General features: G+C 45.4%; 12 protein-coding genes. 7 read left to right on the top strand and 5 right to left on the bottom strand.

Translation table 11 applies throughout. The features are described from left to right. Positions 1 to 1,134, bottom strand: a complete 1,134-nt coding sequence (locus PSM36_RS13060; RefSeq protein ID WP_076931303.1) for a metallophosphoesterase — start codon at positions 1,132 to 1,134, stop codon at positions 1 to 3. A 356-nt stretch (positions 1,135 to 1,490) separates the two neighbouring features. On the opposite strand from PSM36_RS13060, the gene PSM36_RS13055 reads away from it, so the two are divergent. The 5 genes from PSM36_RS13055 to rfbB all read left to right on the top strand — a co-directional run bounded on the left by PSM36_RS13055 (position 1,491) and on the right by rfbB (position 7,611). Continuing rightward, positions 1,491 to 3,962 (top strand): outer membrane beta-barrel protein, encoded by a 2,472-nt coding sequence (locus tag PSM36_RS13055; RefSeq protein ID WP_076931302.1) that lies wholly within the window; start codon positions 1,491 to 1,493, stop codon positions 3,960 to 3,962. Between the two features lie 68 nt (positions 3,963 to 4,030). Further along, positions 4,031 to 4,705: a tRNA (guanosine(37)-N1)-methyltransferase TrmD gene (trmD, locus tag PSM36_RS13050; protein WP_076931301.1), complete on the top strand. Its 675-nt coding sequence runs from the start codon at positions 4,031 to 4,033 to the stop codon at positions 4,703 to 4,705. A 229-nt stretch (positions 4,706 to 4,934) separates the two neighbouring features. Continuing rightward, complete coding sequence (gene rfbA / locus PSM36_RS13045) at positions 4,935 to 5,804, top strand: glucose-1-phosphate thymidylyltransferase RfbA (protein ID WP_076931300.1); 870 nt, start codon at positions 4,935 to 4,937, stop codon at positions 5,802 to 5,804. A gap of 102 nt (positions 5,805 to 5,906) precedes the next feature. Beyond that, positions 5,907 to 6,434 carry a dTDP-4-dehydrorhamnose 3,5-epimerase gene (rfbC, locus tag PSM36_RS13040; protein WP_076931299.1) on the top strand — a complete coding sequence of 176 codons (528 nt, stop codon included), beginning with the start codon at positions 5,907 to 5,909 and terminating at the stop codon, positions 6,432 to 6,434. A 130-nt stretch (positions 6,435 to 6,564) separates the two neighbouring features. Further along, on the top strand, positions 6,565 to 7,611 hold the full coding sequence (gene rfbB / locus PSM36_RS13035; RefSeq protein WP_076931298.1) for a dTDP-glucose 4,6-dehydratase: 1,047 nt from the start codon (positions 6,565 to 6,567) through the stop codon (positions 7,609 to 7,611). On the opposite strand, the gene PSM36_RS13030 is transcribed toward rfbB, so the two are convergent. Further along, complete coding sequence (locus PSM36_RS13030; RefSeq protein ID WP_076931297.1) at positions 7,608 to 8,990, bottom strand: tyrosine phenol-lyase; 1,383 nt, start codon at positions 8,988 to 8,990, stop codon at positions 7,608 to 7,610. The two genes, rfbB and PSM36_RS13030, sit on opposite strands and share 4 nt — an antisense overlap. A gap of 209 nt (positions 8,991 to 9,199) precedes the next feature. Between PSM36_RS13030 and PSM36_RS13025 the strand changes: the two genes are divergently transcribed. After that, on the top strand, positions 9,200 to 10,303 hold the full coding sequence (locus PSM36_RS13025; RefSeq protein ID WP_071136433.1) for an ISAs1 family transposase: 1,104 nt from the start codon (positions 9,200 to 9,202) through the stop codon (positions 10,301 to 10,303). A 100-nt stretch (positions 10,304 to 10,403) separates the two neighbouring features. Here PSM36_RS13025 and PSM36_RS13020 read toward each other — a convergent pair whose 3' ends face one another. From PSM36_RS13020 to PSM36_RS13010, 3 genes are read right to left on the bottom strand one after another with little or no spacing between them, the layout of a single operon-like run. After that, positions 10,404 to 11,474 carry a GDP-L-fucose synthase family protein gene (locus PSM36_RS13020; protein WP_076931296.1) on the bottom strand — a complete coding sequence of 357 codons (1,071 nt, stop codon included), beginning with the start codon at positions 11,472 to 11,474 and terminating at the stop codon, positions 10,404 to 10,406. A gap of 43 nt (positions 11,475 to 11,517) precedes the next feature. Then, entirely contained in the window at positions 11,518 to 12,579 is a 1,062-nt protein-coding gene (gene gmd, locus PSM36_RS13015) for a GDP-mannose 4,6-dehydratase (protein WP_076931295.1), read from the bottom strand. Between the two features lie 7 nt (positions 12,580 to 12,586). Then, positions 12,587 to 13,135: a hypothetical protein gene (locus PSM36_RS13010; protein ID WP_076931294.1), complete on the bottom strand. Its 549-nt coding sequence runs from the start codon at positions 13,133 to 13,135 to the stop codon at positions 12,587 to 12,589. A 141-nt stretch (positions 13,136 to 13,276) separates the two neighbouring features. Here PSM36_RS13010 and glyA point away from each other — a divergent pair, with 141 nt between their 5' ends. Further along, on the top strand, positions 13,277 to 14,557 hold the full coding sequence (glyA, locus tag PSM36_RS13005) for a serine hydroxymethyltransferase (RefSeq protein ID WP_076931293.1): 1,281 nt from the start codon (positions 13,277 to 13,279) through the stop codon (positions 14,555 to 14,557). The last annotated feature ends 180 nt before the right edge of the window (positions 14,558 to 14,737 follow it).

Raw genomic sequence — 14,737 nt, 5'->3', positions numbered from 1 at the left:
TTAGTGGCTGAATTTTACGTTCAGCATCACCATTTCCGAGACTGTGCCGATACGGTATTGGGGGCCTACCAAACCGATCCCTGAGGTGACATAAACATGTGTGTCGCCTTTCTTTTTATAGCCATGTGCCACCTCGAACGTCATCTCTGTGGCAATATTGCCCGGAAAAGCCTGTCCGTGGTGTGTATGTCCGTATAAGGCAATATCTGCTCCGGCATCTGCCTCTTCAGCCAGGTTGTCGGGAGTGTGATTCAATACGATCACCGGTTTTGACATTTCTACCGACTGATCGGAAAGTATCTTCCGTAGCGGTTTCCGGGTAGGCATAACCTTGTCTTCACGCCCTATCACGTAGAAACTACTATCGATCAATACGGCAGAATCACGTAATATGGTGATCCCTGCGTTATTCAACAGTGATATCTTTTCCTCCGCGTCATAGCGGTACTCGTGATTCCCTGTACACGAAAATACTCCTAAGGGTGCATGCAGGTGTGCCAACTCTTCATCCATCCGCTGTTGCAGTATCGGTTCGATATGCCCGTCAATAATATCTCCCACAAATAGGATCAGGTCAGGCTGTTGCGCCATGATCAGGTCAACAAACCGTTTTGTGTGTTTTCTGTTGATCATATATCCCAGATGCAGGTCCCCAATCATGGCGATACGCACTGAGTCCATTTTTTCTGCCGTTTTGTGGGTTGTTATTGACACCTGTTGTACCACAGGGTGCATAAACCTGTATCTTCCGTGAATCATAATGCCTATGACAATCACCATTGGAACGAGGTATGAGATGATTTTGAACCTCCTGGATTGATCTCTTATACGCCATGGTCTGCGTGATATTTTTTGACGAATCGCATTGACCAGATCGATGACCAGCCATAATCCCCCACAGTATAAGAGAAAGAGCATCCAACTGGTGCCCATTACCCGGATGAATTGGGTGACAGATTCCGGAAGGTAATGGTAGAAAATAAAACCGATGGAGTAGATGATCAATTCCGTTCCGAAAATGACAATCATGATGATACGTATTGTCCTCTTTCCTTCAAAGGCATTCCAGCCTTTCAGGAAAACCAGGATATTGAGGGTAAGGTGTATGATGAATGCATTGATTAACGCGCGCATGGCCGGAAAGTTTTATAATCAAAGTAAGAAACGATTGAATGGTTACTTTTGTTTATTCCTTATATTTTTTTGGATTTGACTACGTTGATTTGCAATTCATAATTTTTGAATCTTGAAATCCCAAATCCCAAATCCTAAATCCTAAATCCTAAATCCCCATCTGATGTTTAAATATGCAAAAATCGAAACTAAACAAAAAGGTGATTACTAAATTTTCGTAACAACCGGGGTTTTATTCGATAGCCTTCCAATTAAATGCTTACTTTAGCGCTTCAGAAATGAAACCACAAGAGGAATGGAGGAGACGTGCGTGGTTAAACATTCCATACACCGAAATTGAAAAATAAAATAATCGTATGAGACAAACATTTATTTTACTGTTGAGTGTCCTATTTTCAACAACATTATGGGCCGAGTCCGTTACAGTGAGAGGAAAATTGGTATCGGCATCCGATCAGAACGGATTACCTTACGCAACTATTTCCGTTGCACGGGAGGTTGCTCCCGCCGCTGCCATAAAAAAGCTGGCCACACAGGAGAATGGAACATTCTCCACGGCACTCGATCCCGGGAAATATATCTTTACTTTCTATTTTGTGGGAATGGACCAGTTGGAAAAGCCGGTAGAGATCGGCGCCTCGCAAAAATCAGTTGATATGGGTGAAATTAAGATGACAGAGAGTTCCACAGAGCTTGACGAAATTAGTGTTACCGCCCAGGCTCCCTTAGTGAAAGTGGAGATCGATAAGCTCACCTATAATGCCAAGGATGATCCGGAGTCATCTACATCCAGTGTGTTGGACCTGTTGCGCAAGGTACCTCTTGTTACAGTGGATGGCGAGGATGAGATTCAACTGAAAGGCTCTACCAATTTTAAAATCTACCTGAACGGTAAACCTTCCAACATGATCTCCTCCAATCCATCGCAGGTATTGAAAAGTATGCCGGCCAACAGTGTGAAAGATGTGGAAGTGATCACCGATCCGGGGGCCAAGTACGATGCAGAAGGGATAGGAGGGATCATCAATATTGTCACCGACAAACGTGCCGATGATGGTTATTCCGGCTCCGTGGGTGCCAATGGCGATACCTTTGGCGGTTATGGAGGAAATGCTTACCTGGCTACCAAGTATGGTAAAGTCGGGTTTACCGGAAATGCCGGATATTACAATTTCAGGCGTCCGGCATCCGAATCCTCTTTCTTCCGGGAAGAGACCGATCCGGCCAATACCTTATCGCTCGACGGAACCAATAAAGGCAAAGGTGGGGGGCTCTATCTGAGTGGCGCACTCAGTTACGAACCCGATACGTTGAACCTCTTCAACCTGTCGGTATCCCGGTTTGGGGGAGAATATAATTCTATTGGTGCCCAGAGTGCGATTTCCCGGGGCGTACGTCCACACTCCTATGATACCCGTACAAACAGTACTTCGCAATATGGAGGGATGAACCTGTCGGCCGATTATCAGCGTAACTTCAAAAGAAAGGGGGAGATGTTGACGGTTTCTTATCGTTTCGAACGTAATCCCAACGACAGCGAATATGAAAGTGAATACAATAATGTGATAGATGACCAAAACACTTTCCACTTCCCCGACGGATACAAGCAAAAAAGTGTGAATAATGCCGGAGGTAATGAACATACCGGACAGGTGGATTATGTGAATCCGCTTAACGGAAAACATAGTATTGAAGCCGGATTGAAATATATCTTCAGGGATAATTCCAGTGAAGGAGACCACACTTTCTTTGATGTGGTTGATAAAGTGTGGAAGCCCGATTTGACCCGGAAAAACGATCTCGATCACCAGCAGAATATCACTTCGGCATACGCCGGTTATGGCTATAAAACAGGTAAGGTGGGAATGAAAGTTGGTTTACGTGCCGAGCATACCCAACAGGATATCCATTTTATGAATATGGCCCAGGATACGATTATCAAGACCAATTTCTTTGATCTTGTTCCATCGGCTACCATCTCCTACCAGTTGGGAATGACCCGTACATTGCGTGGAGGATATAATATGCGTATTTCCCGCCCGGGCATCTGGGTGTTGAATCCTTATGTCAATGATATAGACCCGAACAATATCAGTTATGGGAATCCCAATCTCGATGCCGAACAACAACATAACTTCAACATCAACTACGGCTCCTTCTCCCAAAAACTCAATTTCAATGCCACAGTAAGCTATTCATTTGCACAGAATGCGGTGACGAGTTATAGTTTTATCAGGGATGGAGTGACCCATAGTACTTACGACAATATCGGCCGCAATCATACGGTGGGAACCAACGTGTATGTGAGTTGGACTCCTACCCAGATGATCCGTACCTATCTCAATGGGGGTATAAACTATACAGATATCCAGAGTACGGAGAACAGTGAATTAAGGAACAGCGGCTTTTCGGGGCGTGCATTCGGGGGGCTTACTTTTACCTTTCCCAAAGATCTTCGGGTAGGGGTTAACGGAGGAGTGTTTACCAGCCGGGTGCAGTTGCAGACCAAACAATCGCCTTTCTATCATTACAATTTTAATGTGATGAAAAGTCTTCTTAATAAAAAACTGGATGTCTCCCTTTATGCACAGAGTCTTTTCTCCAAATACAGGGAATTTTCTTCCACAACCACCGGAGACGGATTCACTCAAAAGAACAAATTCCTGAATCCCATGCGTAGCATTAACCTGAGTGTTACTTACCGCTTTGGCGATTTGAAATCTTCGATGAAAAGGGTACAGCGCACCATAAGTAATGATGATGTCATGCAGAATCAGGATGGCGGCTCTCAAGGAGGCGGCACTCCGGCACAAGGGGGGAGCCAATAGGTTTTGTACCTTGTCATTTCTTTTTCCTGTCCCGATTGATTATCTTTGCTCAATGATAGCAAAAGTGTATGAGAATTGATATTATTACCGTACTTCCCGGAATAATTGAAGGAGCGCTCCATACCAGTATTCTGAAGCGGGCTCAGGAAAAAGGACTGGTCGAGTTCGGACTGCATAACCTACGGGACTACACGCTTGATAAACATAAGCGTGTGGATGATTATCCGTTTGGCGGAGAGGCCGGCATGGTTATGCAGATAGAGCCTATCGACAGGGTTATCAGTTATCTGAAATCGCAACGGGACTATGATGAGGTGATCTTCACTACCCCCGATGGGGAACAATTTACCCAGTCCGCCGCCAATGAACTTTCCCTGAAAGAAAATATTATTATTCTTTGCGGGCATTATAAGGGAGTTGATTACCGGGTAAGGGAACACCTTGTCACGAGGGAGATCTCCATTGGTGATTTTGTGCTTACAGGAGGAGAACTGGTCGCCGCCATGATTGCAGATGCCGTTGTCCGCGTTATTCCCGGAGCTATCGGTGATGAACAGTCCGCTTTATCCGACTCATTCCAGGACGGACTCCTTGCACCACCGGTGTATACCCGTCCCGCTGAGTACAAGGGCTGGAAAGTGCCTGATGTCTTGTTGTCGGGGCATGAACGGAAAATAGAGGAATGGCGTTACGAACAGGCGGTGGAACGCACCCGGAGATTGAGACCGGACTTACTTCGATAGTTGTTCAGTTGTTATTCGTGAAAATTTGGGATGTCGGATATCGGATTTAGGACGTAAATAATTCCCAAATCCCAAATCCCAAATCCCAAAATATTCGGTAGTTATTCTGTGTAAGCCAAATATTTTTATACCTTTCGATAAGATAGGATGCGCTTCGGAAATCTTTTGATAATAAACTCTCACGATTTCTCTCAGCTTTCACTATCTTTGTAGAAAAACCGGATTAAGTATGAAGGGAATCGTTCTAGCCGGAGGATCCGGCACAAGGTTATACCCCATTACGAAAGGGATATCGAAGCAACTACTTCCCATTTTCGATAAACCTATGATCTATTATCCTATTTCTGCGCTGATGTTAGCGGGGATCAGGGATATTCTTATTATCTCCACTCCGGTCGACCTGCCAGGATTCGAACGGTTGCTCGGTGATGGTTCTGACTATGGTGTCCATTTCAGTTATGCCGAACAACCTTCTCCGGACGGATTGGCACAGGCTTTTATTATCGGAGAAAATTTCATTGGCGATGATGCTGTATGTTTGGTGCTGGGTGATAATATTTTCTACGGACAGGGATTTCCCGCCATGTTGCAAAAAGCCGTAAAGGATGCTGAAAAGGAAGGGATAGCAACCATCTTCGGTTATAATGTGACTAATCCACAACGTTACGGTGTGGCTGAAATAGATCCTGCGGGGAGGGTCTTGAATATAGAAGAGAAGCCTGTTGAACCAAAGTCGAATTGGGCGGTTACAGGGCTTTATTTTTATCCTAACCGGGTTGTAAAGATTGCGAAACAGGTCAAACCATCGGCACGTGGAGAGTTGGAAATTACTTCCGTCAATCAGGCTTTTCTTGAAGAGAGACAGTTACAGATGCAGCTCTTTGGACGAGGTTTTGCCTGGCTTGATACAGGAACTCACGATTCCCTCTCGGAAGCATCTACCTTTATCGAGGTATTGGAGAAACGGCAAGGGTTAAAGATATCCTGCCTTGAAGAGATTTCCTGGAGGAACGGTTGGATTACCAATGAGCAATTGACGGAAATCGGGATGTCGATGAAGAATAACCCATACGGGCAATACCTGCTTCGATTGGTGTAAGAAAGGTGGGGAAGTGTCTGGGTAGTGAGATGAATAAGAGATGGAAGATTGTAGGTTATAGGAGAAAAGAATTAGTAATTGCTAATTCACATAAGTGTTTATATGCATATAGTAGAGACAAAGATAGAAGGGGTTGTGATCATTGAGCCGGACGTGTATAGTGATGAGCGCGGTTATTTTTTTGAATCGTTTTCTCAGAGAGAGTTTGAAGAGAAAGTGTGTAAAACCGTTTTTGTACAGGACAATGAGAGTTTGTCGGGATATGGAGTTGTGAGAGGATTGCATTTTCAGAGACCACCCTATGAACAAGCTAAATTGGTACGTGTGGTGAAAGGAAAAGTGTTGGATGTAGCGGTGGATATTCGTAAGGATTCTCCTACATACGGGAAACATATATCGATAGAACTTTCCGAAGAGAATAAGCGCCAGATCTTTATTCCCCGGGGTTTTGCCCATGGTTATGCCGTGCTGGCCGGAGAGACTATTTTCCAGTATAAATGCGATAATTATTATGCGCCGGATTATGAAGATGCAATCCTTTGGAATGATCCGAAGTTAGGTATCGACTGGTGTTTACCCTTTGAAGATATCATTCTTTCGGAAAAAGATCGTCGAAACCCACCTTTCTAATTACTAATTTCCAATTACAAATTACTAATTGTTTATTACCGGTTACATATGGGCGGCTTCCAATTGCTAATTACCAATTTTCAATTTTCAACATAGTACGTAAATAACCCGAGGGAGGAATAATTCAAACATGGCAAAAAAAAATATACTGATCACTGGAGGTGCCGGTTTTATCGGTTCTCATGTAGTACGATTGTTTGTTAATCAATATCCCGATTGTCAGATTATCAACCTTGATAAACTCACTTATGCAGGGAATCTGGCTAATCTGAAAGATATAGAAGGGAAACCCAATTACAGGTTTCTGAAAGCAGATATTTGCGATTTCGAAAAGATGAAAGAGGTTTTCACTGGTTTTGGAATTACCGATGTGATCCATCTGGCAGCCGAAAGCCATGTAGACCGTTCTATTACCGATCCCTTTTCCTTTGCCAAGACGAATGTGTTGGGAACCCTTAATTTATTGCAGGCGGCAAAAGAAAGTTGGGAAGGTGCATACTCAGACAGGCTCTTTTATCATGTTTCCACCGATGAGGTGTATGGAGCCCTGAAGTTCGATGGAACCCTTTTCACCGAGGAGACCCGATATGATCCGCATAGCCCCTATTCGGCATCAAAGGCCGCATCTGATCACTTCGTCAGGGCTTATCACGACACATACGGTTTGCAGACCATTATTTCCAATTGTTCTAATAATTATGGTCCTAATCAGTTCCCTGAGAAATTGATCCCGTTGTTTATCCATAATATCCGTCAAAATAAGCCGTTACCTGTCTACGGAAAGGGAGAGAACGTGAGAGATTGGCTTTACGTAGAGGACCATGCACGTGCCATCGATCTTATCTTTCACAAAGGAAAGGTGGGAGATACCTATAATATTGGTGGTTTTAACGAGTGGAAAAATATCGATCTGATCCGGGTAATTATCAAAACCGTAGATCGCTTGCTGGGAAGGGAGGAAGGCACATCAGAAAAACTGATTACTTACGTTACCGACCGGGCGGGTCATGATTTGCGTTATGCTATCGATGCAACCAAAATCAAGAACGAACTCGGATGGGAGCCTTCTCTCCAGTTTGAGGAAGGTATCGAGAAAACCGTACAATGGTATATAGAGAATCAGGAGTGGCTCGATGACATTGCCAGTGGCGCCTATCAGGACGTTTGCGGTGATTAATCTATCTCTTCGAACCTGGCGGTAAAGAACCGTAGTTGTTTGGGTTCATATACAAAGCGGAGCCCTTTGATGCTTTCTTTTTTCTGATAGAGTGATTGAACGGCTTCTGCTACCAGATCCATATGGCGGTAAGTGTAGACACGGCGGGGAATAGTGAGTCGTACCGTCTCTAGTTTAGGTCGGTGATGTTCACCCGTATCTTTATTACGTCCGGCGGAGACTATACCCCGCTCCATGCTACGTACGCCCGATTCCACATAAAGGTTGGCTGCGAGGCTCTGCGCCGGGAACTGATCCTGGGTGAGGTGCGGGCAGAAACGCCCGGCATCCAGAAACACAGCATGCCCGCCGGTGGGCTCGATCATCGGGATACCTGCCTCCCGCAGCTTTTCACCCAGGTATCGCACCTGTTTTACACGGTGTTCTATATATTCATACTGCAGCGACTCCTTCAAGCCGATCGCCATTGCTTCCATATCGCGTCCGGCCATTCCTCCGTATGAGGGCATCCCTTCATATACTACCACCAACTCCTTTGCCTCCGCGAAAAGATCGTCGTCATTCAAACATAAAAATCCGCCGATGTTCACTAAGCAATCCTTCTTGCCACTCATGGTACATCCGTCGGCATAACTGAACATCTCCCGTACGATCTCTTTGATGGATATGTCGCTATAACCATTCTCCTGCTCCTTGATGAAAAAAGCATTCTCCACACAACGGGTAGCATCATAAAACAGTTTGATACCATAACGGGAGGTCAACTTCCGTACCTCTTTCATATTTTTCATGGATACCGGTTGACCACCGGCCAGGTTGACCGTTACGGCAAGACATACATAGGCGATATTTTCAGCCCCTTTTTCGTCGATCAGCTTTTGCAGTTTAGTCAGGTCGATATCTCCTTTAAACGGGATGTTCAGCGAAGCATCATGTGCTTCGTCGCGGATGATATCGATAAAGATCCCGCCGTTGCGTTCCTGATGATAACGGGTAGTGGTGAAGTACATGTTACCAGGCACGTATTGTCCCGGTTTGATGGTGATCTGCGATAGCAGGTTTTCCGCTCCTCTTCCCTGGTGAGTCGGGACTACGTACTTGAATCCGAATATATCCTGTACCGTCTCTTCGAGATGACGGAAATTACGACTACCGGCATAGGCTTCATCACCCATCATCATGCCTGCCCATTGACGATCGCTCATCGCATTGGTTCCACTGTCGGTCAGCAGGTCGATATATACATCGTCACTCGGGATAAGGAAGGTATTGAATCCCGCTTCTCTGATCACTCTTTCCCGTTCTTCACGTGGGATCATTTTGACAGGCTCTATCGATTTGATACGGAAAGGCTCTGCCGGATAGCTGGTTAGATTCATATTTGTGTCTTTTTAATGGTTTTTCCTTTACAAATATAATGAAAGCCGAGAGAAAAACCAAGCTTGCTTGAGTTTTTTTGAGGCGCATCCAGGGTCAACGCATAAAAAAATCAGAAAAGACAGTGTTATCAACAATTTATCCGTCTGGTTGTTAATAACTTGTGTTGTTTTGAGGCAATGTAAATGCGTATCTTTGCCTCAAAAAAGACATGACAAGTCCAGCCACTTCTTTGCACCGGTATTTTGAGTGCATTCCCGACCACCGAATCAACAGGAACAAGAAACACCTGCTATCCGACATCATAATCCTGTCGATACTCGCCGTTATTTGTGGGGCGGAATCGTGGGATTCAATTGAACTTTTCGGCAAGACAAAACTTTCATTCCTGAAAACGTTCCTCAAACTGCCCAACGGTATCCCCTCACACGATACGATTAACAGGGTGTTTTCCAGTTTACGTCCACGTCTTTTTGAAGAAGCTTTCATCAAATGGGTTGATTCTTTAAAGGATGAGCATATCACAAAAGAGGTTATCAGCTTGGACGGCAAGTGTATAAAAGGGTCCAAAGACAGCTTTCATGAAAAGAACCCCATCTACATGGTCAGCGCCTGGGCATCAGAAAACCAATTGGTCCTGGGCCAACTCAAGGTGGATGAGAAAAGCAATGAGATCACGGCCATCCCGTTATTGCTGGACCTGCTTGACATAGAAGGAAGCATTATTACCATAGATGCCATTGGTACCCAAACGAAGATTGCTGAAAAAATCATAGAAAATAAAGCGGATTATATCCTTTCGGTCAAGGGTAACCAGAAAGAGCTTTTGTCCCAGGTGGAGGACAGTTTCAACCGGCATAATCCGGACTCGGTCGATCAGGTGACGGAAAAAGGGCACGGACGGATTGAAACACGTACCTGTGAAATTATCTCGAACCTGGGTTTCATCGACAACAGGGAACACTGGAAAGGACTCAAGACGATTGTCAGGATTACTGCCCACAGGGACACGGGTAAAAAACAGGAGACCGAAACCCGTTTCTACATTAGCAGTGTCATTGACCAAGCAGCAAACTTCAACACTTTTATACGTCAGCACTGGGGCATTGAAAACAAACTCCACTGGACATTGGACATGGTTTTTGACGAAGACCGGCAAAGGAAAAGGGCGAAGAACTCCGCCCAAAACTTTTCCTTCATCAGAAAAATAGCACTCAACCTTCTAAAACAAGACACATCGAAGGGTTCTTTGGTTTCAAAACGTCTCAAGGCCGGGTGGGATGACAACTTTTTGCTACAGTTGTTGAAAATTTAAATGCGTTGACCCTGAGGCGCATCTTATATTCTTTAAATGTAGTGAAAATAAATTTAAGGTGAAAAAACTACTGCCCGGCGCTACCTGGCACGAAAATATTTTAACCCTGAATGTACCATTCATACATCCTCTTCACACCTTCATCAACATCGACAGTATGTTTCCATCCTAATGTGTTTAATCTGGAAACATCAGTCAACTTTCTCATGGTGCCGTCGGGTTTTGAAGTATCGAAAGTTATCTCTCCCGTATAACCGATGGTTTTTCTGATCAATGCGGCCAGATCGCGGATGCTGATTTCTTTTCCGGTGCCGATATTGATATGACAATTCCGTATCTCGGTTTTCCCCTTCGCCAGATCCGGAAAATCCACATTCTCCATAATATAGACAGAGGCGTCGGCCATATCTTCACTCCAGAGGAATTCCCGCAATGGTTTTCCACTTCCCCATAATTCGACCCGTTCCTTATTGATGCCGTACTTCCGGAGTTTACTTTCCATATCCTGCTGCGTGCTGTTACCCGAAATTCCCTCTACCGGGCGCCGGGTAAGATCCTGCCTGACAGTGTTCCAGTCATCGTTCATCAACGCTTTTGCCAGATGGATCTTGCGGATCATTGCAGGCAATACATGGCTCTTTTCAAGGTCGAAATTATCGTTCGGCCCGTAGAGGTTTGTAGGCATCACCGCGATATAGTTGGTGCCATATTGGATATTAAAGCTCTCGCACATTTTTAATCCTGCGATTTTGGCGATGGCGTAAGGTTCATTAGTATATTCCAGCGGCCCGGTAAGCAACGCCTCCTCAGATATAGGTTGTGGTGCTTCCCGGGGATAAATGCAGGTGCTGCCAAGGAAAAGGAGTTTCCTGACATTATGCCGGAAACTCTCTCCTATGACATTATTCTGGATTTGCAGATTGCGATATATAAAATCGGCCCGGTAAGTGTTGTTGGCGACAATACCACCCACGTAGGCCGCAGCAAGAATTACAAACTCGGGCTTTTCCCTGTCAAAAAAAGATTTTACAGCTCCGGCATCCAGCAGGTCTAATTCCTGATGGGATTGACCTATTAGGTGGGTATATCCTTTCGATTGCAGGTTTCGCCAAATGGCCGATCCCACCAATCCGCGATGGCCGGCGACATATATCTTACTGTTTTTATCCATGATCAGTTTCTTTCATTTACTTATTACGAAGTCAGGTCTCAATCTACGGGGAGAGTTTTCTCACAGTCTCCATGTCGTTTTTCACCATTCGTCTGACCAGTTCTTCGAATGATGTTTTTCGTGGATTCCATCCCAACAGGGTTTTGGCTTTGGTAGGGTCTCCCAATAATTTCTCTACTTCCGCCGGACGGTAATATCTTGGATCGACTTCCACCAATATACGCCCTGTAGCCATATCTATTCCTTTTTCGGCGGCGCCTTCCCCTTCCCATCGCAGCGCTATTCCCGCTTCGGCGAATGCAAGCGTACAGAATTCCCGTACGCTGTGCATCTCACCCGTGGCGATCACGAAATCTTCCGGTACCTCATGTTGCAGCATCAACCACATACATTCCACATAATCGGGCGCATAACCCCAGTCGCGTTTCGCATCCAGGTTCCCCATGTACAGTTTATCCTGAAGATTTTGTGCGATACGGGCGGCCGCCAGTGAAATTTTCCGGGTGACAAATGTTTCTCCCCTGCGTTCGCTCTCGTGATTGAACAAAATACCATTCACCGCGAACATTCCGTATGACTCCCGGTAATTCTTCGTAATCCAGTATCCATACAGTTTCGCCACCCCGTAAGGGCTGCGGGGATAGAAGGGAGTAGTTTCCTTTTGGGGTATTTCCTGTACCAATCCATATAGTTCGGAGGTAGAAGCCTGATAAATGCGTGTCGTCTTTTCTAATCCCAGTATCCTCACGGCCTCCAACAGTCGCAGGGTTCCCACTGCATCGGTTTCAGCCGTATATTCGGGCACGTCGAAACTTACCTTCACATGGCTCTGTGCGGCCAGGTTGTATATCTCGTCGGGTTGAATATGCTGGATGATACGGATAAGAGAACTGGAGTCGGTCATATCGGCATAGTGCAGATTGATGAGGCGCCGTTGTTTCATATCGCGGATCCACTCATCAAGGTAGAGGTGTTCTATCCTGCCGGTATTGAAGGAGGATGAACGTCTCAATGTGCCATGTACTTCATATCCTTTCTCCAGAAGTAATTCGGCAAGATAAGAACCGTCCTGGCCGGTAATTCCGGTAATTAGTGCTTTCTTCATTCCTGTTTTAATTTAGGCTGATATTATATGCAACGCTGATACCCGGCGTGAAGAAACTCTTTTTGCGGATAGCACTCTCTTTACCAGCGAATCCCATATCGCAGTATATGGAAAAATTGAACTGTTGCACGGCATAACCGGCTATGGGTGAGAAAGCCAATCCGGCATAGCTGGCGCCGAATACGGCCCCGATACGCGGTTCCACGAAAAAACCGTCCGAGATACCTTCTTGGGTGAAACGATAGCCCGCCAGCGGCATGATATAGTTGAATGCATCGTCGGCATCATTCTTGATGCTGGAAAGAATTTTACCTTCCCCGTAAGGATTGTTGAAAGCTTTTACACTCAAAGAGATGTAATTATTGGAGTTGAGCGAAAGCAGGTTGTCCTGGGTGAGCCAGCCGATAGTACCGCCCAAGCCGAATTTCTTGTCGCGGCTTGTGTTCGCTACTAAACCGGCATCGACCGAAATATTAATATAGTTGGTTTCCTGTGCTTCTGCCGACTGGATAGTCAGTGCGGCAAGCAGAATGATAATAAAAATTGTTCGTTTCATTTTATTCTAATTTATAAGGTGACTAATCGAATTATGGTTGCATCCATAAAATGCAAATATAGTGAGTTAATTCTGTTCCGGCTCCATTCTGTGCCGCAAAAATCACTATATTTGCACTCAATTCTTTTAAAAAATATTCGAATGAACCAAGACAGGCAGATCGCAGAGATCATAGGGAAAGAGCGTGAGCGGCAGTTGAAAGGTATTGAACTGATTGCCTCCGAAAATTTTGTGAGTGACCAGGTGATGCAGGCCATGGGGTCGGTATTGACCAATAAATATGCTGAGGGCTATCCCGGAAGACGCTATTATGGCGGATGTGAGGTGGTGGATATGAGTGAGCAACTGGCTATTGACAGGCTGAAGGAGTTGTTCGGTGCTGAATGGGCTAATGTCCAACCTCATTCCGGTGCACAGGCAAATGCCGCTGTGTTCCTAGCTTGTTTGAAGGCCGGTGATAAATTCCTTGGTTTGAACCTCTCGCACGGGGGACACCTGACACATGGATCTCCGGTCAATTTTTCAGGATTGATGTTCCAACCGGTGGAATATAATGTACGTGAAGACAATCAACAGATCGATTATGATCAACTTGAAGAGACGGCACGTAAAGAAAGCCCTAAACTGATCATTGCCGGAGCGTCTGCCTATTCCCGTGAATGGGATTATGACCGTATCCGCAAGGTGGCCGATGAAATCGGCGCAATTTTTATGGTCGATATGGCACATCCGGCTGGATTGATCTCTGCCGGATTACTCGAGAATCCGGTGAAATATGCCCATATTGTCACCTCCACAACGCATAAAACCCTACGAGGTCCGCGTGGGGGTGTGATCCTGATGGGGAAAGATTTTGAAAACCCCTGGGGTATCACCACCCCGAAAGGAGAGGTAAAAATGATGTCGGCTCTTCTGGATTCAGCCGTATTCCCCGGTATGCAGGGCGGCCCACTGGAGCATGTGATCGCCGCGAAGGCGGTTTCTTTCTACGAAGCGTTACAGCCCGAATACAAAATCTACCAGGCGCAGGTAAAGAAGAATGCCGCCCGGATGGCGCAGGCGTTTTTAGACAAGGGATATAAGGTGGTATCCGGAGGAACGGATAACCATATCATTTTGGTGGATCTGCGAACCAAATTCCCCGATCTTACCGGTAAAGTAGGTGAGAGGGTATTGGTGGAAGCCGACATCACTGTCAACAAAAATATGGTACCCTTCGATAGCCGTTCCCCTTTCCAGACGTCGGGATTGCGTTTCGGGACACCTGCCATCACCACCCGTGGGGCAAAGGAAGACTTGATGGGTGAGATCGTGGAGATGATCGATACCGTGCTTTCGGCTCCGGAAAACGACAGAACAATTGCGTCGGTGCGTGAAAAGGTCAATGCCACCATGCGGCAATATCCGCTCTTCGCCTGGTAATTTTTTAGAGTGACGAGTGTGATTCGATCAGGCTGATTGAGAAATGAGCGATGAGGAATAGTTTGAACTGTTTCTCATTTTTGTTTACATTTGCGAAAAACTTGCAACTTGGAAGGTGATAAAAATTTGCAATAAAAATACTATACTGCATAAAAAGAGTATGTTAAATCAATTATATTG

The organism is Proteiniphilum saccharofermentans (assembly GCF_900095135.1).
GTDB classification, from domain to species: domain Bacteria; phylum Bacteroidota; class Bacteroidia; order Bacteroidales; family Dysgonomonadaceae; genus Proteiniphilum; species Proteiniphilum saccharofermentans.
Note: the sequence above shows the minus strand (reverse complement) of the source record. Positions and strands in the feature narration are given on the sequence as shown.

Excerpts from the sequence above, each read along its gene's own strand:
- rfbA (WP_076931300.1), top strand. The coding sequence starts at position 4,935 with ATGAAGGGAATCGTTCTAGCCGGAGGATCCGGCACAAGGTTATACCCC.
- rfbC (WP_076931299.1), top strand. The coding sequence starts at position 5,907 with ATGCATATAGTAGAGACAAAGATAGAAGGGGTTGTGATCATTGAGCCG.
- PSM36_RS13060 (WP_076931303.1), bottom strand. The coding sequence starts at position 1,134 with ATGCGCGCGTTAATCAATGCATTCATCATACACCTTACCCTCAATATC.
- PSM36_RS13025 (WP_071136433.1), top strand. The coding sequence starts at position 9,200 with ATGACAAGTCCAGCCACTTCTTTGCACCGGTATTTTGAGTGCATTCCC.
- trmD (WP_076931301.1), top strand. The coding sequence starts at position 4,031 with ATGAGAATTGATATTATTACCGTACTTCCCGGAATAATTGAAGGAGCG.
- glyA (WP_076931293.1), top strand. The coding sequence starts at position 13,277 with ATGAACCAAGACAGGCAGATCGCAGAGATCATAGGGAAAGAGCGTGAG.
- gmd (WP_076931295.1), bottom strand. The coding sequence starts at position 12,579 with ATGAAGAAAGCACTAATTACCGGAATTACCGGCCAGGACGGTTCTTAT.
- PSM36_RS13020 (WP_076931296.1), bottom strand. The coding sequence starts at position 11,474 with ATGGATAAAAACAGTAAGATATATGTCGCCGGCCATCGCGGATTGGTG.
- PSM36_RS13030 (WP_076931297.1), bottom strand. The coding sequence starts at position 8,990 with ATGAATCTAACCAGCTATCCGGCAGAGCCTTTCCGTATCAAATCGATA.
- PSM36_RS13055 (WP_076931302.1), top strand. The coding sequence starts at position 1,491 with ATGAGACAAACATTTATTTTACTGTTGAGTGTCCTATTTTCAACAACA.
- PSM36_RS13010 (WP_076931294.1), bottom strand. The coding sequence starts at position 13,135 with ATGAAACGAACAATTTTTATTATCATTCTGCTTGCCGCACTGACTATC.
- rfbB (WP_076931298.1), top strand. The coding sequence starts at position 6,565 with ATGGCAAAAAAAAATATACTGATCACTGGAGGTGCCGGTTTTATCGGT.